Consider the following 19054-nt stretch of genomic DNA (forward strand, 5'->3'; position numbering starts at 1 on the left):
GCCTTTGCGCATCGCTCGCCATGCAGCCTAGAGCGCCCTGCGTCCTTTTGGACGCAGCAGGACACCCTATCTTGTTGAATCGACGCATCGTTCTTTTTGAAAATCGATTCCGATTTTCGAGCCGATGCGCTAGAGGCGCTCAATGATTCCCTGCTCGCCCTTGTGGTTCTCGCGTTCGGCCCAGTGTGCCGTGATGGCAGGCAGAATTTCCGCAATCGTATCGATCAGCATCGGCTTGACCTGGTTTTCGGTGTGAACGAAGCCCTGGCCGCGCATGTGATCAATAAGCTGCATCATCGGGTCCCAGAACCCATCGATATTGGCGTAGACCATCGGCTTGTCGTGACGGCCGAGCTGCGCCCAGGTCATGATCTCGACGATCTCCTCCAGCGTGCCAATTCCGCCCGGCAGCGCAACAAAGGCATCTGCCCGTTCAAACATCTTGTGTTTTCGCACATGCATATTCGGCGTGATGATCAGTTCATCGAGCTTTTCGAGCTGGTGGCGGGTGGCCTCCATATCAACGAGGAATTCGGGAATGATGCCGACCACATGGCCGTCATTCTCCAGCACCCCTTCGGCAACAGCGCCCATGATCCCCTTGGTTCCGCCGCCATAAACAAGGCCGAATCCGGCCTTTGCGATCGCTGTGCCGAAAGCCTTGCCAGCAGCCATATAGTCCGGATTTGAGCCCGGGCGGGACCCGCAATAGACGCAGATGCGCCGAATCGTATCACTGCTCTTATTCATCGCTTCGAAATAAACTCTCTTGTTGTTATCCAATCACGACAATTGCAAAACCGCAGGAGAATGGCAATTCGCATTGGCCAAAAGGCCTGCATTGCACAAACAGGTCTTGTACTCGTCGTTGCGTCTCGCTAGCGTTTCAGACTTATTACCGGGCTGGTTGTGTCGCTTCTGGAGTTCGCCATGGAAAACAAAAGGCCACTCGTGGTCGTCGCTGTGATAGCGCTTCTGCTCATCATCGCCGCAGTCATCTTCTTCACGATAAGGTCGCAGAAGGATGATGCAGCGGCAACGATTCCAGCTCCGGCACCCCAGACTGAAACGGCTGAAAAGCCGGCGCCTGCCGCAACACAAGACAAGACCACCAGTATCCGCATCCCGACCTTTGACGTGTTGCGTGTCGAACCTGACGGTACGGCCGTGATCGCCGGTTCTGCCGAGCCCGACGGCAAGCTGGAAGTGAAGGAAGGTGAAAAGGTCATCACCGCCTCGGATGTCGACAAGAGTGGTGATTTTGTCGCCATCATCGACAAGCCGCTGCCGCCCGGCAACCACGAGATCTATCTCAATGTCTCGATGCCGGATGGCCGCAGCGCCCGTTCGCAGCAGACGGCGACCATCGCAATCCCCGAAGGTGACGACAAAAAGGACCTTCTGGCGGTGATCACCGAACCGGACAAGCCGACACAGGTTGTGGAAGCGCCCGAACCGACGAAACTTGCGGAAAATGCCACGCCGGACGCGCCGGCAACGACCGGGGACGCGGACACCAAACTCAATTCGGTCAATGTTGAAACCAAGGCCGCCGAGGCTCCGGCGGAGACCAGCGCGGCAAAGCCCGCCATTGATGCCAGCGTCAGGATCAGCGCTGTCGAAATCGAAGGCAGCACACTCTATATTGCCGGCGATGGCACCGCCAATGCAGCTGTACGCGGCTATGTCGACAATGCTTTCGCTGCGCAAGACACGGTCAACGCCAAGGGCAGCTTCGTCATCCAGGCAACGATCGATATTCCCGTCGGCCGCCACCAGATCCGCGTCGATATGCTCGACAAGGACGGCAATGTCATTGCCCGCGCTTCCGTTCCCTTCGACCGCCCGGAAGGCAATCAGGTTTCAGCAGTCGCGAAAGCACCGGCAAATGACGCGACCACCGATGCTTCGGGCACCCAGACCTTCGTGCAGCCGGAACTGCAGGCCAGCGACAATTCGGTGATCATCCGCAAGGGCGACAATCTGTGGACCATCTCGCGGCGGGTCTATGGCCGCGGTGTGCGCTACACCACCATCTACCTTGCCAATGAGCCTCAGATCGCAGACCCCAACCTGATCCTGCCCGGTCAGGTCTTCTCCGTGCCGGATCAGCCGCTGCCGATCGGCGAGGCCGAGGAACTGCATCGCCGTCTTGAAAAAGGCCTGCCGGTCGGACCGGAATATAAGCTGCCGGAAAAAACCGGAAACTGAAGCCTCCGGCCTGAGCAAAGCCGGCGACAATCCGGCGGCTTTGTGGCGGCAGCCATTGCAATCAGTTCAACAGCGCCCTATCTCACGGGCTGACCGAGGCGTGCCGGAAGGCGCGCCTTGCCTTTCTTAGCATCAAATTCAGGTCGCCTTTGCGACCGGGGACCAATCTTAAATGGCTGACCGCAAAACCGTTTCGGCGGATTCCGCCAATCCGATCCAGACGCTTGCCAATCTCTGGCCCTATATCTGGCCGTCGAGCAGGAAAGATCTGAAGCGGCGCGTTCTTTATGCGTCGTTCTTTCTCGTACTGGCGAAGATCGTGCTTCTGCTCGTGCCCTATTTCTTCAAATGGGCAACCAATGCGCTGACGGGTGAACTGCACCCGAGTGCCATGATTCCGCTGGTCTTTACCGGAGCGACCGCTCTGGTGGTCGGCTACAATGTCGCGCGGATCGGCCAGCTTGGCTTCAACCAGCTGCGCGACGCGCTCTTTGCCAGCGTCGGCCAGTATGCCGTTCGCCAGCTTGCCCACCGCGTCTTCGTGCATATGCACAAGCTGTCGCTGCGCTTTCATCTGAGCCGCAAGACCGGCGGTCTGTCGCGCATCATCGAACGCGGCACCAAGGGCATCGAAACCATCGTTCGCTTCACCATTTTGATGACGCTGCCGACCGTGCTGGAATTCGTGCTGGTGGCACTGATTTTCTGGATCACCTACGGCTTCATCTATCTGGCCGTCACCGCTGTCACCGTGTTCGCCTATGTCTGGTTCACCATTGTCGCCAGCGACTGGCGCATCGCCATCCGCCGCGAGATGAACCAGAGCGACAATGACGCCAACACCAAATCGGTCGATTCGCTGCTCAATTACGAGACGGTGAAATATTTCGGCAATGAAGAGATGGAAGCGGAGCGCTTCGACAGCTCCATGGCCCGCTATGAAAAGGCTGCGACCCGGATCTGGACCTCGCTTGGCTGGCTGAACTTCGGCCAGGGCCTGATTTTCGGGATCGGCATGACAGTGATGCTGGTACTCTCGGCCCGCTCGGTCATGAGTGGCCAGCACACGATCGGCGATTTCGTCTTCATCAACACCATGCTGATGCAGCTCGCCGTGCCGCTCAACTTCATCGGCTCGGTCTACCGTGAAATCCGCCAGGGTCTGACCGATATCGAGCAGATGTTCGATATTCTCGAAGTCGACCCGGAAGTGGCCGATGCCGACAATGCTGCGCCACTGGACGTCAGCGCCGGCGGCATCTCCTTCAAGGACGTCCATTTTGCCTATGACCCGGCCCGGCCAATCCTGAAGGGCGTTTCCTTTGATGTGCCGGCCGGCAAGACGGTTGCCATCGTCGGACCGACAGGAGCCGGAAAATCGACGATCTCGCGCCTGCTTTTCCGGTTCTATGACGTCACAGATGGCTCGATCAGCATTGACGGGCAGGACCTGCGCGCCGTGACCCAGGAAAGCCTGCGCAACACAATCGGCATGGTGCCGCAGGATACCGTGCTGTTCAACGACACGATCGGCTACAATATCCGCTATGGCCGCACCTCTGCCTCTGATCAGGAAGTGCAGGCAGCTGCGGAACTGGCGCAGATCGGCGCCTTTCTGAAGCAGCTGCCCGAGGGGCTGGAAACCCAGGTCGGCGAGCGCGGCCTGAAGCTTTCCGGCGGCGAGAAGCAGCGCGTTGCCATTGCCCGAACCATCCTCAAGGCACCGCCGATCCTGGTGCTGGACGAAGCGACCTCGGCGCTTGATACCCATACGGAGCGGGAAATTCAGGCCGCCCTTGATGTCGTGTCACAAAACCGCACCACTCTGGTCATCGCCCACCGCCTTTCCACCGTGATCGGCGCCGACGAGATCATCGTGCTGAAGAGCGGTGAGATCGCCGAACGTGGCAACCATGCTGCGCTTCTGGAGCAGAACGGACTCTATGCCCAGATGTGGGAGCGCCAGCGCGAGGCGAGCCTTGCCGAGGAACATCTGCGTCAGGTTCGCGAAAGCGACGACATGGGCATCATCATGCGCATGGATCCGGCGCGCTGACCGCGCGCCTGACAACTGGCAACGCCCGCTAGCTGTGGCCGGCGTTGCCCGCCCCGCTGCCAGCGGCGGAGCGGCGATATTTGGTGGAATTGGCGGCACGCCCATTTCAATCCGGCGGCTGAACCGCTAAACTTCGGCGATTATTGCAAAGGCAGAATGCCCGGAGTTTTACGCGTATGAGCGTCTACGATTCGATCCGCAAGTCTATCGTTCCCATTCACAAGGAAGGCTACCCCTTCATCGCGATCTTTCTGGTCGCGACACTTGTTCTGGGCTGGCTGTTTGAACCGCTGTTCTGGATCGGTCTCATCCTGACGCTCTGGTGCGCCTATTTCTTCCGCGATCCCGAACGCGTCACTCCGCAGGACGCCGATTTCGTTATCAGCCCCGCTGATGGCCGGATTTCGTCGGTCGGGCAGGCCGTTCCACCGGCTGAACTTGGCCTCGGCGATGAACCGATGCTGCGCATCTGCGTATTCATGAACGTCTTCAACTGCCATGTGAACCGGGCACCGATGAGCGGCAACATCCGCTCGATCCACTACCGCCCCGGCAAATTCATCAATGCCGAACTCGACAAGGCGAGCGAAGATAACGAGCGCAACGGCGTGGTGATCGAAACGGCCCATGGCGCCATTGGCGTGGTTCAGATTGCCGGTCTCATCGCACGCCGGATCGTCTGCTTCGTTTCGCCGAATGAGCCGCTGGATGCGGGCGAGCGCTTCGGCCTTATCCGTTTTGGCTCACGCCTGGACGTTTACCTGCCTGAAGGTGCGACGCCGCATGTTTCCATGGGACAGACCGCTGTCGCCGGCGAAACGGTTCTCGCAGCCTTCAACGACACCAAACCGGCCGTATTCGGACGCCGTAGCTGAAATGAGCACAGAGCCAGAGCATAGCGGCGAAATCGCCGAAGATGACGGATCGCGCGGACCGCGCCTGCGCGAAATTCCGGTCCGCCTGATCCTGCCCAATCTGATTACCGTGATGGCGCTTTGCGCAGGGCTCTCCGGCATTCGCCAGGCCTTTGAAGGCCGGTTTGAACAGGCGGTGCTGATGCTGCTGATCGCCGCCGTGCTGGACGGTATTGACGGGCGAGCGGCACGATTGCTGAAAGCGACCTCAAAATTCGGCGAACAGATGGATTCGCTTGCCGATATCGTCAATTTCGGCGTCGCGCCTGCCTTGGTCAGCTACATGTACATCCTGCATGACGCCAGCACGCCGGGCTGGATTGCTGCCCTGCTCTATGCCATCGCCGCAGCGCTTCGCCTCGCGCGTTTCAATGTCATGGCCGAGCGCAAGCACAAGGCCAGCTGGCAGGGGTCCTACTTTGTCGGCGTACCGGCGCCTGCCGGCGCGATCGTTGTGCTGCTGCCGGTCTATCTCGGCTTCCTCGGACTTGTGGAAGGCCGGACCATGGCGCTGGTCGCGTCGGTCTTCACCGTGATCATCGGCATTCTGCTGGTCAGCCGCCTGCCCGTCTGGTCCGGCAAGAGCTTCGGCATCAAGATACGCCGCGAACTGGCACTGCCGATGATGCTGGTGGCGGTTCTGGTTCTGGCGCTTCTGGCGGGTTACCCGTGGCACATGCTGATTGCCGGTTCACTGCTCTATCTGGCCAGCCTGCCGCTTGGCGCGCGTGCCTGGCACAGCAAATATGGCACGCTGGTCATGGAAAGCGATGCCCATCACGAAGAGCAGAGCAGCCGCGACGAGAAGAACCGGCTCGATCTCGATTTCTGAGCCTGAACGGCTTCAGAACAGATCAAGCTGGCCGTTCTTCTTTGCGCGCGGCCGCGCGATCTCGGCAGGCCCTGCCGGCTCAATCAGGTTTTCGCCCATATTGCGGACATTGTTGACCGCCGCAGAAACAGGGATCGCCTCGAAGAAATCCTCGGCCACCGGTTTCATCAGGTCGGCAACGTGACGCGGCTCCTGCGTGCGGCAATCAAGCCAGCGCTCGAAATTCTCCGGCTGAATGATCACCGGTGCACGCTCGTGAATGCTCCGGACAATCCCGGAGGATTTGGTCGTCAGGATCGTACCGGTGTCGACCTCCGTGCCATCGGCGCCCATCCACGGTGACATCAGTCCGGCAAAGGCCATCAGACCGCCGTCACGCGGCCTGATCCAGAAGGGTTGAGAGGGGCCATCCTCCTGTCGGCGCCATTCGAAAAAGCCGGACGCGGGCACGAGTGAACGGAAATGGCGCAATGCACCGCGAAACGAGGCCTTTGTCGCCGCTGTCTCCGCCCTGGCGTTGAACATCAATGGAAAATCACCGGCATCTTTCACCCAGGCTGGGATCAGCCCCCAGCGCACCAGAAAGGCCGCCCGCCCCTCGCCGCGCAGCCCCAGCGCGTCGCTGGCATTGGCAATCATCAGCACCGGCTGCGACGGCGCGATATTATAGCGCGGCGGAAAAGGTTCGATCGCTGTCAGATCGAAATAGGCTGCGACAGAGGCAGGATCAGAGATGAGACCAAAACGACCACACATGGCCCGACAATTCCACAATTGGTGCATCAAGGGCAAGACCGGATGGGTTGAGCACGGCGCCAAGCAGGGCTAATACTGCAAAGCATCCCGCAGGAGTTTTTCATGACAGCCGCTTCCATCGCCGCCGCTTCGGTCATCGTCCGCCGCGGCGACACGTTTCTTCTGGTTCTGAGAGCCAATCCGCCCGCAAAGGCCATGTATGCCTTTCCCGGCGGCAAGGCAGAAGCCGGTGAAAGCCCGCTGGACAATGCTGTGCGCGAACTCAGGGAAGAAACCGGACTGAAGGCTGACACGATCGCGCCGTTCACTGTCTATGACCTGATCGATCGCGATCGCGATGGCACGATCACCAGCCGGTTTCGCCTGAGCGTTTTTGTCGCAACGACAGGCGCAGATGACGAACCGGTGGCAGCCGATGACGCTGCTGCACTTGGCTGGTTCTCGGCCGCTGAGGTGCGCGGCCTGCCCGTACCGGCAAGCGTGCTTGAATGTGTCGAGAAGCTCGACCGGGAAAGGCCCGCAACAGGCAGGCCAACAGCGTAACCCAGTTGCAACACGCTGCGAAAGACAGGTGCAACAAAGCATCACGCTAACCTCTTTTTAACTTTTTCAGCAGTCAGGAGTGCAGTTTTATAGAAAAACTGTCTAGAATGGTGTTCGTAACCTAAAAAAGACTGCCAACTGCCCCACAAGGACATGAGCATGAAGCCCAACGCCAATGAAATCGACGATATGATCGTACGCGAGAAGATGCAGGCGGCGCTGGAATACCAGAACGAAGCATGGGCCGACGGCATGGCAGACGGCATCGAGCCGGAGATCATTGCCGATGCAGCGCTGGCGCTCGCCATGCGTGAAACTGTGCGCATGATCGGTGAAGAAGGCGCAGAAGCCATGCTGGAGTCGCTGCGTGAGCGCATGCTTGCCGGTGAATTCTCTCCGAGCCGCGTCATTCAGTGACGCTTTACCTGTAACTATATCTGACCGTATCACCATCGCTCCGCGTTCCCCAAGGCGCGGAGAGATCGGTTGATCGATTCGAATAGCATGACCGGCGCACCCCGCTCTTGACCTTGCGGCCGCAAGGCGCTTTTTCTTGACCTTGCGAATGCCACCCGCTCAGGCGATTCTGTACTGGCATGTCCCGGTTTTCACGAGTGAACAGTTTTCAGCGAGGATGCAGCATGGCGATTTTCCATCTTGCCGAACGAAGCCGCATTGCCATTGGTGGCCCGGAAGCGGAGCACTTCCTGCAAAATCTTGTCACCACCGATGTCGGCTCGATGCAGCCGGGTGAAGCCTGGCCAGGGGCGCTTCTGACGCCGCAGGGTAAGATCTGGTTTGATTTTCTCATCGCCCGTGACGGCGACGGTTTCGTTGTCGAAACTGATACTGCCGACGTCGACGCCCTCGTGAAGCGGCTGATGATCTATCGCCTGCGCGCCAAGGTGACGATTGCGCCTGAGCCCGGCAACGGCATCGTCGTGACGAGCACGGCCTCCGCGGAGGCCTGCCGTGACATGCGATTTGCCAGAGCCGGCATCGAACTCTTTCGCGCTGCCGCGCCAGACAGAATCACCGGCGACGCCGTGTCCGGCTATGAGCAGCTGCGCATTCAGGCCGGTGTGGCCGAGATGAACCGGGATTATCCCCCGCAGGACGCCTTTCCCCACGATGTCCTGATGGACAGGAACGGTGCGCTCTCCTTCACCAAGGGCTGCTATGTCGGCCAGGAGGTGGTGTCGCGCATGCAGCATCGCGGCACGGCTCGCCGCCGCGTGGCGCATGTGGGTGCCCCCACGGCGCTGGCCGCAAGCGGCACGGCGCTGATGGCTGCGGGAAAGCCGGTCGGCACGCTCGGTACCATTTCCGGAACTGAGGGCCTTGCCATCGTGCGCATCGACCGTGTCGGCGATGCCGAGGCAGCAGGCCAGCCGATCACCGCGGACGATGTTGCCGTCACCGTCACGCCCTTTGCCTGGAGCGGCATTGCTTTCGCGCCAACAAAAAGCGGGGAATGAAGCCGTGGTGCGACAGGACAATATCCGCGCCTGGCAGCGCATGCTGTCGGGACGCCGGCTCGATCTGCTCGACCCCTCTCCGCTGGATGTCGAGATCGAGGATATCGCCCATGGCCTTGCCCGCGTTGCCCGCTGGAACGGCCAGACACTGGGTGACTACGCTTATTCGGTTGCCCAGCACAGCCTGATCGTCGAGAAGATCTTCTGCCATTGCAACAAGGCGGCCAAGCCGGCGCAGCAGCAGATGGCTCTGCTGCATGACGCGCCGGAATATGTGATCGGCGATATGATTTCGCCCTTCAAATCGGTTGTCGGTGGCGGCTACAAGACGGTCGAGAAGCGTCTGGAAGGTGCCATTCATATCCGCTTCGGCCTGCCGCCCCATCCGACGACCGCCCTGAAGGCCAGGATCAAGACGGCTGACCGCATCGCCGCCTTTTTCGAGGCGACCGTGCTAGCCGGCTTCTCCGAGGCCGAGGCACTCAAATATTTCGGCCGTCCGAACGGCATCACCCGCGACATGCTGGAAATCGAGCCAATGACGACCGCCAGCGCCCAGGCTGCCTTTCTCATGCGGTTTTCCGAGATCGAACAATTGCGCCGCGAGGCCCCGGAGAAAGCGAAGGCTTCGCAGTGAACGCAACCATTGCCGTCGCTCCTTTGTCGCGCATCGGCGAAATGGCGGCGAAGCATCATTGCACGCGAATGATCAGCCTGATGGCTGGCGGTCATGACTTTCACCGCCCCGGACTGATCGCCGCTGAAGATCACCTTGTCCTTCACATGAATGACATAGCCTTCAAGGGAACCGGCGACCTGATTGCCCCGGATGCGCGCCATGTGGACCAGATCATCGCCTTTGCGCGCGCCTGGGATCGCAAGACGCCGCTTCTGATCCATTGCTGGATGGGCGTTTCGCGCTCGCCTGCCGCCGCGCTGATTGCAGCGCTCGCCGTCAATCCGGACCTTGATGAAAGCGCCCTCGTCACCGCGCTTCGCTCCGCATCGCCCTCGGCGACGCCGAATCGCCGGCTGGTCGGTCTCGCCGATCAACGGCTAGAACGTGGCAATCGCCTTACAGAAGCAGTGCGCATGATCGGCCGGGGCGCCGATTGCGGCGAAAATCTGCCCTTTCTGCTGAACTTTGACGCCGGCGAGGCGTTAAACTCTGACACAAAATAGTGCAAAAATAGAACGGCATTGTTTCAGGCGTTCTGCGAGCACGCCCTTTCTCATTCAGTTGCGTCAAGTCTCAGAAGATAAGGAATTTCAATGGAAGAACAGGCCAAAGAGTTCATAAAAGCCTCGGGCGATGCTGCGAATTTCGTCTATGCCCTGATCGCGCAATATACGTTTTCGGTGATCGGCGCGATCATCCTTCTGATTGTCGGCTGGATTGTTGCCGGCATTCTGCAGCGCTCTGTCAAGGTCTCCATGGCACGGCTGAAGAATGTTGATCAGACCTTGGCCGGCTTTTTCGGCGCCGTGACGCGCTATGCCGTGCTTGTCATCGTCATCGTCATGGTGCTCGGACAGTTCGGCGTTCAGACCGCCTCGATCGTCGCCGCTCTCGGCGGCATGGCACTGGCGATTGGCCTGGCCTTGCAGGGCACGCTGCAGAATATCGCGGCCGGCATCATGCTGCTTGTCCTGCGCCCCTTCCGCGTCGGCGAATATATCGATACCGGTTCGATCAACGGCATCGTCATGGAGATCGGTCTGTTTGCCACCGAGCTCAAGACACCGGACGGCATGTATCGACTGGCACCGAATTCGACGCTTTGGAATGTCCCGATCACCAATTTCTCGCGCATGCCGACGCGCCGTTTCGATCTCGTCGTCGGCATTGCCTATGAAGACAATATCGACACCGCGATCACGATCCTGATGGATCTTGCGGAAAAGCACGAGAATGTCATGACCGATCCTGCCCCGGACTGCTTCGTGTCCAATCTGGGTGACAGTGCTGTCGAGATCACGCTGCGCTACTGGGCGTCCTCAGCCGTCTGGTGGCCGACCAGCCGCGAGATGACCAAGAATGCCAAGAACGCTTTCGACGCCGCCGGCATCTCGATCCCGTTCCCGCAGATGACGCTGTCGACGCTCAAGGCGGAAGACAAGCCTGCAGAGCTGATGTCGCCCGACGGCCTTCAGAACTGATCGCGACAAAACCTCAGCAGATAGCAATGATCAAGCCGGGCCGCGTGGCCCGGCTTTTTCCTTATTCCGGGCGACCGTCTCACTTGACAGCCAGAGGTTGGAACGCGAAACCGGACGCCTGTAAACATTTGGGGAATGACCATGAAGATCGCAGCGCTGAACATCTATCCGATGAAGAGTGCAAGAGGCATCGGTGTCAGCCGCGCCGCCTGCGGGCCGATGGGGCTTGACGGTGACCGGCGCGCGCTGCTGATCGAGCCCGATGGCCGTTTCATCACCCAGCGCGAGCTCCCCGCCCTCGCCCGGCTGTCCGTCGCACCGCTTGCCGGAGGTCTCGCCCTGTCGATGGCGGAAAAGGGGTCTGTTGTCGCCCTGCCCGGACAGGAACGTCTCGATGTCACGGTCTGGAAAGATAGGCTCTCCGCCGCGCTCAGCGACAATGCGACCGATGCCATTCTATCCGAATGGTTCGAGCGTCCGGTCCGGCTTGCCTTCTTCGATTCGCATTCGGCCCGTATCGCCAGCCGTGACTGGGTCGATAGCGACACGCCCGTTTCCTTCGCCGATGGCTACCAGATCCTCGTCACCTCCACCGGTTCGCTCGCCGCGCTCAATGACGACCTGGCCGCCCATGGCGAAGCCACCGTCGGCATGGAGCGCTTCCGCCCCAATATCGTTGTCGATTGCGATGACGCCTTTGCGGAAGACGGCTGGACCGGCCTGACGATCGGCGATGTGGTGCTCGATTTCGTCAAACCCTGCGCCCGCTGCATCATGACCACGCAGGACCAGACAACCGGTTCGCGCGAGATTGCCTCACCGATGCCGGCCATGGGACGTCTGCGCATGTCGGCCGACCGCCGGGTTCCCGGGCCGCTGTTCGGCTGGAATGCGGTTCCGCGCAAAAGCGGTCTGCTGTCAGTCGGCGACGAGGCCGTGATCACCGGAATGCGCGATGCGGTCTGGCAGTTCAAGAAACGCGGCTAAGCTTCTCTTCCGGAAGAGATTTCATCTGCAGCAAGCGCTTTCAGCGCCGCATTGATAAAGCTGTCGCGAGCGGTATCGGCCTTGATCCCGCGCGGCTCGAAAACATGCCGGTTGAGGAAGAAAGACGTGAGACGAAAGCCTTCGGCAAGACCGTCGCGGTCAGCGGCGACGCTGACGGCCGGCTGCAGGAAGGATGGCAGCGGCAGCATGCGATCCGCATAAGGCGCACCCGCACTGCGACAGACCGCCCTGCCGGTTTTCGGCGAGACATAAGCGAGATCCTCGCGTGTACCGCTGGCGGCACATTTTTCAAGATCCATGCCGAAGCCAAGCTCGTTCAGAACGGAGATCTCGAAGCGGATATAGAGTTCGCCAGCCGCCTCGGCCGAGGCCAGATTGTCGATGATGATGTCCATCGCTTCGCACAGATGTCGGTGCGGATCCCGCTCCGGCAAGAGCCGCAGCAGCGCCGCCATGGCCTGGACACCGTAGACACCCGTCGCATGTTCCATCAAAAACGCGGCGCGCTGAACCAGAGGCTCAACACGGAACTCACCAAGATGCTCGTCAAGCCGCGCCCGCCAGTTCACCGAAACACGGTTTCCCGGCTGCAGCACCGGCCTCAGGGTACGCGAACGCCCGCCGCGCACCATGCCGAGATGGCGGCCATGGGCAAGCGTCATCAATTCGGCGATGACGCTGGTCTCACCATGTTTGCGGACACCGAGAACGATGCCTTCGTCATGCCACTCCATGGGCCGTCAACCGGCTTTCAAGCACCGGCCTCACCTATTCCGAATAATCAAGCCCGATTTCACGGAACCGCGCCGGATCATCGCCCCAGTTCTCGCGAACCTTGACGAACAGGAACAGATGCACCGGTTGCTCCAGGATCTCGCTCAGCTCCTTGCGTGCCGCCGTGGAGATCGCCTTGATCGCCTCGCCGCCCTTGCCAAGAGTGATCTTCTTCTGGCTGTCGCGCTCGACATAGATCACCTGCTCGATGCGCACGGAGCCATCCTTGCGCTCTTCCCACTTCTCTGTCTCGACATGGGAAGCATAGGGCAGTTCCTGATGCAGACGCAGAAACAGCTTTTCGCGGGTGATCTCAGCTGCCAGCTGACGCATCGGCAGATCGGAAATCTGGTCTTCGGGATAATACCACGGCCCGTTGGGCAGCGTGGTGGCAAGATAATCCATCAGATCATCACAGCCCGAGCCATTGGCAGCAGAAACCATGAATGTATGATCGAAAGCCACGAATTCATTGGCTTCGGCAGCGAGCTTCAGGAGCTGTTCCGGCCGTACCCGGTCGATCTTGTTGAGGATCAGGATTTTCGGCTGACGGTTTTCCTTCAGCCCTTCGAGAATGGCCTCGGCATCGCCGCGAATACCGCGCTCACTGTCAATCAGCAATGCGATCAGGTCTGCGTCACGTGCGCCACCCCAGGCCGCCGTCACCATCGCACGGTCAAGCCGCCGCCGCGGCTTGAAGATGCCAGGCGTATCCATGAAGACAATCTGCGCATCGCCATGAATGGCAATGCCGCGCAGCATGGCCCGGGTCGTCTGCACCTTATGGCTGACGATCGAAACCTTGGCGCCGACAAGCCGGTTCACCAGCGTCGATTTGCCGGCATTGGTCGGCCCGATCAGCGCGACAAAACCGGAACGGCGCGCATCTTCGGGAACGACCCGGTTCTCATTCTCAATTTCTTCAGACATTTCAAACGCCCTTGGCGGGGTCCGTGTTCTTGACAACGGACCGCTTGTTCTTGTGGTTTCTGCGCTCTTCCCTGCGGAACACGCACAGAGCTGATGCCTTATGCCTTGTCGTCCGACCAGACGCCTTCGCGTTCGAGCAGGCGCGTCGCTGCGGCCTGCTCTGCAGCCCGCTTGGAGCGGTCAATACCCGTTTCCGGAGCCAGTCCCTTTACCGTCACCTTCACGGTAAAACGCGGCTCGTGATCAGGGCCCGAGCGATCCTCGACCGTATAGACCGGCGTCTCGCCGCCATGGGCATGGGCCCATTCCTGCAGCTCGGTCTTGGCGTCCCGCCTGAGGTTAACACCTTCCTCAAGCAATGGCTTCCAGTTTGTCAGCACGAATTGACGCGCCGGCTCCAGCCCGCCTTCCAGATAGATCGCAGCGATGATGCTTTCAACGACGTCGGCGCGAATGCCAAGCACCCGCTTGCCGGTCAGCGTTTTCACATCCTGCCCCGTCTGGATGAAGCGGTGCAGGCCAAGCCGGTCGGCAATCCTGGCGCAGGATTCAGCACTGACGAGCTGGTTCAGGCGAACGGATAGCTCGCCCTCGCTCGCATCCGGATAGCGCTGGAACAGGTGCTCGGCGATGGTCAGCCCCAGCACGCGGTCACCAAGGAATTCCAGCCGCTCATAATTGCCCTGGGTCCCGCCGCCGACACTGGAATGGGTCAGCGCCCGCGCCAGCCGGTTCTTGTCGGAGAATGCGAAACCGACAAGCTGACTGACTGCAGCAGTGTCGACAGAGCCATGAGAGTGTCGCATCAGCCGCCGATCACCTTGAAAATACGGTTCCAGCGCATGTTGGCTGGCCATTTCCACAATTCCAGGAAGGATGTGTCGTTGCCGAGCGAGAAGAAGATGACGCTGGCGCGGCCAACGAGATTTTCAGCCGGCACGAAACCGACGTCGAAACGGCTGTCCAGCGAGTTGTCGCGATTGTCGCCCATCATGAAATAATGATCAGCCGGCACGATGAACTCACGCGTGTTGTCACCGCGCGAACCATTGATCTCATCGAGCGTGTCATAGGTCACGCCATCATCGAGTGTCTCGCGATAGACCGGAATATCGATGCCGGGATCATTGCGATAATCGGAGGTGAAGGTGCCATCAGGCGAACGCGGAACCGGCTTGCCGTTGATATAGACAATCCCCTGCTTGACCTGGACATGATCGCCGGGAAGGCCGATCACGCGCTTGATATAGTCAATGCTCGGATTCGGCGGATAACGGAAGACCACGACGTCGCCGCGCCGCGGTTCACTGCCGAAAATCCGGCCAGAAAACAGGTTGGGCGCGAAGGGCAACGAGTATTTCGAAAACCCGTAGGAGAACTTGTTGACGAAGATGTAATCGCCGACGAGCAGCGTGGGCATCATCGAACCGGACGGAATGGTAAAGGGCTGGAAGAGAAACGTACGGATGACCAGAGCCAGAAGCAGGGCCTGGATGATAACCTTGACATTGCTCCACAGGGAGCTCTCGTTCTTTTCGGCTTCTTCAGACACGCAGTGCTTTCCTTCTCGCCTCGGGTCTCGGATTCGAAACGCAGCATTATCCCCTAAATCGCCGTGGGGCAACGCCTTAAGGTCTATATCGGCAGAGCTTCGATGATCACGAAAGCCTGTGCCAGTGGATAATCATCGGTAATGCTTACATGGACCGCTGGCCGATGCCCCGGGGGCATCAGCTCGGCAAGCCGCCGTTCCGCCCTGCCGCTCAGAACCATGACCGGCTGCCCGCCAGCCAGGTTGACGACGCCCATTTCCCGCCAGAAAACGCCGCGGGCGATGCCGGTGCCAAGCGCTTTCGCGCAGGCCTCCTTGGCCGCGAAGCGTTTGGCATAGGAGGCGGCACGATTCTTCTGGCCATCGGCTCTTTGCTGCTCGGCCTCGGTGAAGATACGCGTCGTGAAGCGCTCACCGTGACGGGCAATCGACTTTTCGATCCGCCTGATATCGATCAGGTCACTCCCAAGTCCGACGATCATGCATCATCCTGCGAAGCATTGCGCACACAAAACATACCGGCAGCAGATTCAGCCATTGCCATTTTCCACCTTGCCCATTTCCATGGCCAGCCGCTTGCGACGTCCGGCAAGCTTCTCGCTGCGCCGCTGCTGAAAGGCCGAGACCGCCTGAAACGTCAGGAAATAGAGCACAAGCCCGGTGACCAGTGCCGGAATGATGGCGCCAACGGCCATGGGTTCGAGAAGCGGGCGCCAGAGATCGGACAGCTCGAAACGCTTGACCAGCTTGACGAGATTGATCTCCACCCGGTCTCCCGTGCTGCGGTTCATCACGAAAGAGCCGATCCGCCAGGTCGTCAGCCAGATAAACGGAAAAGTCAGCGGGTTGCCGAAGGCGGTTCCGAGTGCGGCGGCAACCAGATTGCCACCCAGCACAAAGGCGATGGCGAAAGCGAGAATAAAGTGGAAGCCAATAAAGGGCGTCCAGGAAACGGCAGCGCCGGCAGCAATGCCGATGGCGATCGCATGCGGTGTGGCCTTAAGACGCAGGGTGCGATGATAAAGATAGATCAGCGAACGCGAAAAACCCTTCTCTGGCCAGACGGCGGAACGGAGTTTTTGCCACAGACTGGCCGGTGATCGTCTTCGAAACAACATGGCCTATCATGGCCTTCGCGCATAGCTTTTTGCAAGAGCGGAAGTCATCCTAAACGAACTAAACCGCAATCAGTCAGCGGTTTGGCGGGACAGCCTCGTCGCAGCCATCGCCGTCCGGTCCGCCGCCCTGCCGAACCGGCGCCTTATCATCGACCGGATGCTCGATGTCATGGCGATAGGCGTCATCAATCCTGTCGATGACATGCCTGGCTGGCTCGATCTGATCCTTGCTCAGATCCGGATGCAGCATATCCTTCAATGCTTTGCTGAGGCGTTGAAACATGGAGCGTCCCTCTCGTCATGACCGCAGCCCACGTTACGGGCCGAATACGGCAGAGGCAGGGTATTTCAGGGCGGAAGCAATTATAATCCGGTTATCGCGATCCGGAATGTTCCGCCCTTCACCACTATTCGAACACGCGATTGACCGTGGCGACACAACCGAGCGCGCTCAACTGGTTGATGGTCTGGGTCAGCTGGCGCAGGTCCCAGACTTCCAGATCCAGCGTCGCCTGGGCAAAATCATCGGCCACGACCGCCATCTGGACGGCACGGATATTCACGTCGAGCATGGCAATGGCACCGGTAATTTCCGACAGCGTACCCGGCTCATTGAGAATGTTGACGCTGAGCCGCGCGCGAAAGCGCTTCTCATTGGCCGAATCAATATCCCAGCGCACATCGACCCAGCGATTGGGCTCGTCATCGAAATGCTGCAGCACCGGTGACTGGATCGGATAGATGGTAATGCTTTCATCTTCGCCGACAATACCGACGATCCGGTCACCCGGAACGGCGCCGAAGGGTGCGAAGCGCACGGCAGCCCCGCGCGAAAGCCCGCGCAGCGGCAACAGCGCCGGTCCCTTGCCGGCATTTTCCCCGTCCTGCTCGGGGGCTGAACTTTCCGGCACGCGGAAGGCGAGTTCCTGCGCACTCGGCAGGCTGACCCAGCCCTCCTCGGTGTTGGGTTTCACCGTCACCCGCTCATCCTTGTGATCGGGATAGACCGCTTTCAAAACGTCACTGGAAGACAGCTCATTGCGGCCAACGGCGGCAATCACATCCTCGACATCATGCTGACCGAGACGGTGCAGGGCAGACTTCAGCACATCGCGAGAGAAGGTCTTGCCGGCCCGCGTGAAGGTCCGTTCGAGAATGCGGTAGCCAAGTCCGCTATATTGCTTGCGGATCGCAAGCCGCGTCGCGCGGCGAATGGCCGCACGCGCCTTGCCGGTAACAACAATCTCTTCCCAGGCCGGCGGCGGCACCTGCACGCCGGACCGGATGATCTCGACCTCATCGCCATTATTCAATCGCGTGACGAGCGGCATCATGCGGCCGTTGATCTTGGCGCCGACGCAGGTATCGCCGATATTGGTATGAACGGCATAGGCAAAATCGATCGGTGTCGCATCCTTGGGCAGCGCGATCAGCTTGCCTTTCGGCGTGAAGCAGAAAACCTGATCCTGAAACAGCTCCAGCTTGGTGTGCTCGAGGAATTCCTCAGGACTGTCGCCTTCGGCAAGGGCGGAAATGGTCTTGCGGAACCAGCCGAAGACGGTCGTCTCGTCATCGCTGACCTCGCCGGACTTGACCCGGCCATCCTTGTAGAGCGTATGCGCAGCGATACCGTTCTCGGCGACTTCATGCATGCGCTGGGTGCGGATCTGCAGCTCGATACGCTGGCGCGACGGCCCGATGATGGTGGTGTGCAGCGACTGGTAGCCATTCTGCTTCGGATTCGAGATATAGTCCTTGAACCGGTCTGGCACCGTACGCCAATTGGTATGGACAAGCCCGAGAACCCGGTAACAGGTTGCCAGTTCGTCAACGATGATGCGGAAGCCGTAAAGATCGGAAAGCTGCTCGAAGGACAGCGATTTCGACTGCATCTTGTTGAAGATCGAATAGGGTTTCTTCTGCCGCCCCTTGACGCGGGCATCGCTGACGCCATTGGCGACAAGCAGATCGCGCAACTCGTTTTCAATGCTTTCAACCAGCGGCTCGTTATGGCCGGAAAGATCGCTCAGCTTGCCACGAATGGTCTGATAGGCTTCAGGATTGATATACTGGAAGGCCAGTTCTTCCAGCTCCTCACGCATGTCCTGCATACCCATGCGGCCGGCCAGCGGCGCATAGATTTCCATCGTCTCTTCCGAGATCCGACGGCGCTTGTCAGGGCGCATGTAATAAAGCGTGCGCATGTTGTGCAGGCGGTCGGCAAGCTTGACCAGCAGCACCCGCATGTCATCGGCAACCGCGATCAGAAGCTTTCGCAGGTTTTCAGCCTGCTGGGCCTTGCGGGTGACCAGATCGAGTTTCTTGATCTTTGTCAGCCCCTCGACAAGGCGCCCGATCTCCTCGCCGAAATAGGCGTCGATCTCGGCCCGCGTCGCCGTCGTATCCTCGATCGTGTCATGCAGAAGCGCTACTGCAATGGTCGATTCGTCCATATGCAGATCGGTAAGGATCGCTGCAACCTCAAGCGGATGCGAGATATAGGGATCCCCGCTCGCCCGCTTCTGACGTCCATGCTTCTGCATGGCGTAGACATAGGCTTTGTTGAGGAGTGCGACGTCAGCGTCGGGCTTGTATTTTTGTACTCGTTCAACGAGCTCGTATTGCCGCATCATTGCTCAGAAACCAAGCTCGCGGCGTCGCCATCGGCCGGCGCGCCCATTCATTTCAGACAAGGAAAAATCCACCCGGCCGGAAGAGCCGG

Annotated in this window: 21 protein-coding genes; 11 read left to right on the forward strand and 10 right to left on the reverse strand. The window is 59.7% G+C overall.

Features of this window, described 5'->3' with window-relative positions:
• Positions 1-129 precede the first annotated feature (129 nt).
• Complete coding sequence (locus HCK86_RS08205; protein WP_176083983.1) at positions 130-750, reverse strand: TIGR00730 family Rossman fold protein; 621 nt, start codon at positions 748-750, stop codon at positions 130-132.
• Positions 751-930: 180 nt separating this feature from the next.
• On the opposite strand from HCK86_RS08205, the gene HCK86_RS08210 reads away from it, so the two are divergent.
• The 4 genes from HCK86_RS08210 to pssA all read left to right on the forward strand — a co-directional run bounded on the left by HCK86_RS08210 (position 931) and on the right by pssA (position 6013).
• Entirely contained in the window at positions 931-2211 is a 1281-nt protein-coding gene (locus HCK86_RS08210; protein WP_176083984.1) for a LysM peptidoglycan-binding domain-containing protein, read from the forward strand.
• A 172-nt stretch (positions 2212-2383) separates the two neighbouring features.
• Positions 2384-4267, forward strand: coding sequence for an ABC transporter ATP-binding protein/permease (locus tag HCK86_RS08215; RefSeq protein WP_176083985.1), 1884 nt, complete (start codon positions 2384-2386; stop codon positions 4265-4267).
• A gap of 143 nt (positions 4268-4410) precedes the next feature.
• Positions 4411-5142: a phosphatidylserine decarboxylase gene (locus HCK86_RS08220; RefSeq protein WP_281409593.1), complete on the forward strand. Its 732-nt coding sequence runs from the start codon at positions 4411-4413 to the stop codon at positions 5140-5142.
• A 1-nt stretch (position 5143) separates the two neighbouring features.
• A complete protein-coding gene (gene pssA, locus HCK86_RS08225; protein WP_176083987.1) occupies positions 5144-6013 on the forward strand; it encodes a CDP-diacylglycerol--serine O-phosphatidyltransferase in 870 nt (289 codons plus the stop codon).
• A 12-nt stretch (positions 6014-6025) separates the two neighbouring features.
• Here pssA and HCK86_RS08230 read toward each other — a convergent pair whose 3' ends face one another.
• The gene (locus HCK86_RS08230) at positions 6026-6769 is read right to left on the reverse strand and encodes an SOS response-associated peptidase (RefSeq protein WP_176083988.1); all 744 of its coding nucleotides are present in this window, start codon (positions 6767-6769) and stop codon (positions 6026-6028) included.
• Positions 6770-6871: 102 nt separating this feature from the next.
• Here HCK86_RS08230 and HCK86_RS08235 point away from each other — a divergent pair, with 102 nt between their 5' ends.
• The 7 genes from HCK86_RS08235 to HCK86_RS08265 all read left to right on the forward strand — a co-directional run bounded on the left by HCK86_RS08235 (position 6872) and on the right by HCK86_RS08265 (position 11937).
• Entirely contained in the window at positions 6872-7312 is a 441-nt protein-coding gene (locus HCK86_RS08235; RefSeq protein ID WP_176083989.1) for an NUDIX domain-containing protein, read from the forward strand.
• A 159-nt stretch (positions 7313-7471) separates the two neighbouring features.
• Positions 7472-7729 (forward strand): hypothetical protein, encoded by a 258-nt coding sequence (locus HCK86_RS08240; protein ID WP_176083990.1) that lies wholly within the window; start codon positions 7472-7474, stop codon positions 7727-7729.
• Between the two features lie 224 nt (positions 7730-7953).
• The gene (locus tag HCK86_RS08245) at positions 7954-8790 is read left to right on the forward strand and encodes a folate-binding protein YgfZ (protein ID WP_176083991.1); all 837 of its coding nucleotides are present in this window, start codon (positions 7954-7956) and stop codon (positions 8788-8790) included.
• 40 nt (positions 8791-8830) lie between these two features.
• Positions 8831-9427: an HD family hydrolase gene (locus HCK86_RS08250; RefSeq protein ID WP_176084198.1), complete on the forward strand. Its 597-nt coding sequence runs from the start codon at positions 8831-8833 to the stop codon at positions 9425-9427.
• A gap of 41 nt (positions 9428-9468) precedes the next feature.
• On the forward strand, positions 9469-9972 hold the full coding sequence (locus HCK86_RS08255) for a protein tyrosine phosphatase (protein WP_176084199.1): 504 nt from the start codon (positions 9469-9471) through the stop codon (positions 9970-9972).
• Positions 9973-10062: 90 nt separating this feature from the next.
• Entirely contained in the window at positions 10063-10950 is an 888-nt protein-coding gene (locus HCK86_RS08260) for a mechanosensitive ion channel domain-containing protein (RefSeq protein WP_176083992.1), read from the forward strand.
• A gap of 141 nt (positions 10951-11091) precedes the next feature.
• Positions 11092-11937, forward strand: a complete 846-nt coding sequence (locus tag HCK86_RS08265) for an MOSC domain-containing protein (protein WP_176083993.1) — start codon at positions 11092-11094, stop codon at positions 11935-11937.
• On the opposite strand, the gene recO is transcribed toward HCK86_RS08265, so the two are convergent.
• From recO to HCK86_RS08305, 8 genes are all read right to left on the reverse strand, one after another.
• On the reverse strand, positions 11934-12692 hold the full coding sequence (gene recO, locus HCK86_RS08270) for a DNA repair protein RecO (RefSeq protein WP_176083994.1): 759 nt from the start codon (positions 12690-12692) through the stop codon (positions 11934-11936). The genes HCK86_RS08265 and recO overlap by 4 nt on opposite strands.
• Positions 12693-12726: 34 nt before the next feature.
• On the reverse strand, positions 12727-13662 hold the full coding sequence (gene era, locus HCK86_RS08275; RefSeq protein ID WP_176083995.1) for a GTPase Era: 936 nt from the start codon (positions 13660-13662) through the stop codon (positions 12727-12729).
• Positions 13663-13760: 98 nt separating this feature from the next.
• Positions 13761-14468, reverse strand: coding sequence for a ribonuclease III (gene rnc / locus HCK86_RS08280; RefSeq protein WP_176083996.1), 708 nt, complete (start codon positions 14466-14468; stop codon positions 13761-13763).
• Positions 14468-15214: a signal peptidase I gene (gene lepB, locus HCK86_RS08285; protein ID WP_176083997.1), complete on the reverse strand. Its 747-nt coding sequence runs from the start codon at positions 15212-15214 to the stop codon at positions 14468-14470. The genes rnc and lepB overlap by 1 nt, the downstream gene beginning before the upstream one ends.
• An 83-nt stretch (positions 15215-15297) precedes the next feature.
• On the reverse strand, positions 15298-15696 hold the full coding sequence (gene acpS / locus HCK86_RS08290) for a holo-ACP synthase (RefSeq protein WP_176083998.1): 399 nt from the start codon (positions 15694-15696) through the stop codon (positions 15298-15300).
• Between the two features lie 48 nt (positions 15697-15744).
• The gene (locus tag HCK86_RS08295; RefSeq protein WP_176083999.1) at positions 15745-16332 is read right to left on the reverse strand and encodes a DUF2062 domain-containing protein; all 588 of its coding nucleotides are present in this window, start codon (positions 16330-16332) and stop codon (positions 15745-15747) included.
• 73 nt (positions 16333-16405) lie between these two features.
• Complete coding sequence (locus tag HCK86_RS08300) at positions 16406-16615, reverse strand: hypothetical protein (protein WP_176084000.1); 210 nt, start codon at positions 16613-16615, stop codon at positions 16406-16408.
• Between the two features lie 124 nt (positions 16616-16739).
• Positions 16740-18965, reverse strand: coding sequence for a bifunctional (p)ppGpp synthetase/guanosine-3',5'-bis(diphosphate) 3'-pyrophosphohydrolase (locus tag HCK86_RS08305; protein ID WP_176084001.1), 2226 nt, complete (start codon positions 18963-18965; stop codon positions 16740-16742).
• Between the last annotated feature and the right edge of the window lie 89 nt (positions 18966-19054).

This window comes from Martelella sp. HB161492 (genome assembly GCF_013184775.1).
Classification (GTDB): domain Bacteria; phylum Pseudomonadota; class Alphaproteobacteria; order Rhizobiales; family Rhizobiaceae; genus Martelella.

Coding starts and splice junctions, on each gene's coding strand:
- HCK86_RS08210 (WP_176083984.1), top strand. CDS start 931: ATGGAAAACAAAAGGCCACTCGTGGTCGTCGCTGTGATAGCGCTTCTG.
- acpS (WP_176083998.1), bottom strand. CDS start 15,696: ATGATCGTCGGACTTGGGAGTGACCTGATCGATATCAGGCGGATCGAA.
- HCK86_RS08230 (WP_176083988.1), bottom strand. CDS start 6,769: ATGTGTGGTCGTTTTGGTCTCATCTCTGATCCTGCCTCTGTCGCAGCC.
- HCK86_RS08295 (WP_176083999.1), bottom strand. CDS start 16,332: ATGTTGTTTCGAAGACGATCACCGGCCAGTCTGTGGCAAAAACTCCGT.
- HCK86_RS08240 (WP_176083990.1), top strand. CDS start 7,472: ATGAAGCCCAACGCCAATGAAATCGACGATATGATCGTACGCGAGAAG.
- HCK86_RS08255 (WP_176084199.1), top strand. CDS start 9,469: ATGGCGGCGAAGCATCATTGCACGCGAATGATCAGCCTGATGGCTGGC.
- pssA (WP_176083987.1), top strand. CDS start 5,144: ATGAGCACAGAGCCAGAGCATAGCGGCGAAATCGCCGAAGATGACGGA.
- HCK86_RS08260 (WP_176083992.1), top strand. CDS start 10,063: ATGGAAGAACAGGCCAAAGAGTTCATAAAAGCCTCGGGCGATGCTGCG.
- HCK86_RS08235 (WP_176083989.1), top strand. CDS start 6,872: ATGACAGCCGCTTCCATCGCCGCCGCTTCGGTCATCGTCCGCCGCGGC.
- HCK86_RS08215 (WP_176083985.1), top strand. CDS start 2,384: ATGGCTGACCGCAAAACCGTTTCGGCGGATTCCGCCAATCCGATCCAG.
- HCK86_RS08300 (WP_176084000.1), bottom strand. CDS start 16,615: ATGTTTCAACGCCTCAGCAAAGCATTGAAGGATATGCTGCATCCGGAT.
- HCK86_RS08265 (WP_176083993.1), top strand. CDS start 11,092: ATGAAGATCGCAGCGCTGAACATCTATCCGATGAAGAGTGCAAGAGGC.
- era (WP_176083995.1), bottom strand. CDS start 13,662: ATGTCTGAAGAAATTGAGAATGAGAACCGGGTCGTTCCCGAAGATGCG.
- HCK86_RS08245 (WP_176083991.1), top strand. CDS start 7,954: ATGGCGATTTTCCATCTTGCCGAACGAAGCCGCATTGCCATTGGTGGC.
- recO (WP_176083994.1), bottom strand. CDS start 12,692: ATGGAGTGGCATGACGAAGGCATCGTTCTCGGTGTCCGCAAACATGGT.
- HCK86_RS08205 (WP_176083983.1), bottom strand. CDS start 750: ATGAATAAGAGCAGTGATACGATTCGGCGCATCTGCGTCTATTGCGGG.
- rnc (WP_176083996.1), bottom strand. CDS start 14,468: ATGCGACACTCTCATGGCTCTGTCGACACTGCTGCAGTCAGTCAGCTT.
- HCK86_RS08250 (WP_176084198.1), top strand. CDS start 8,831: ATGCTGTCGGGACGCCGGCTCGATCTGCTCGACCCCTCTCCGCTGGAT.
- HCK86_RS08305 (WP_176084001.1), bottom strand. CDS start 18,965: ATGATGCGGCAATACGAGCTCGTTGAACGAGTACAAAAATACAAGCCC.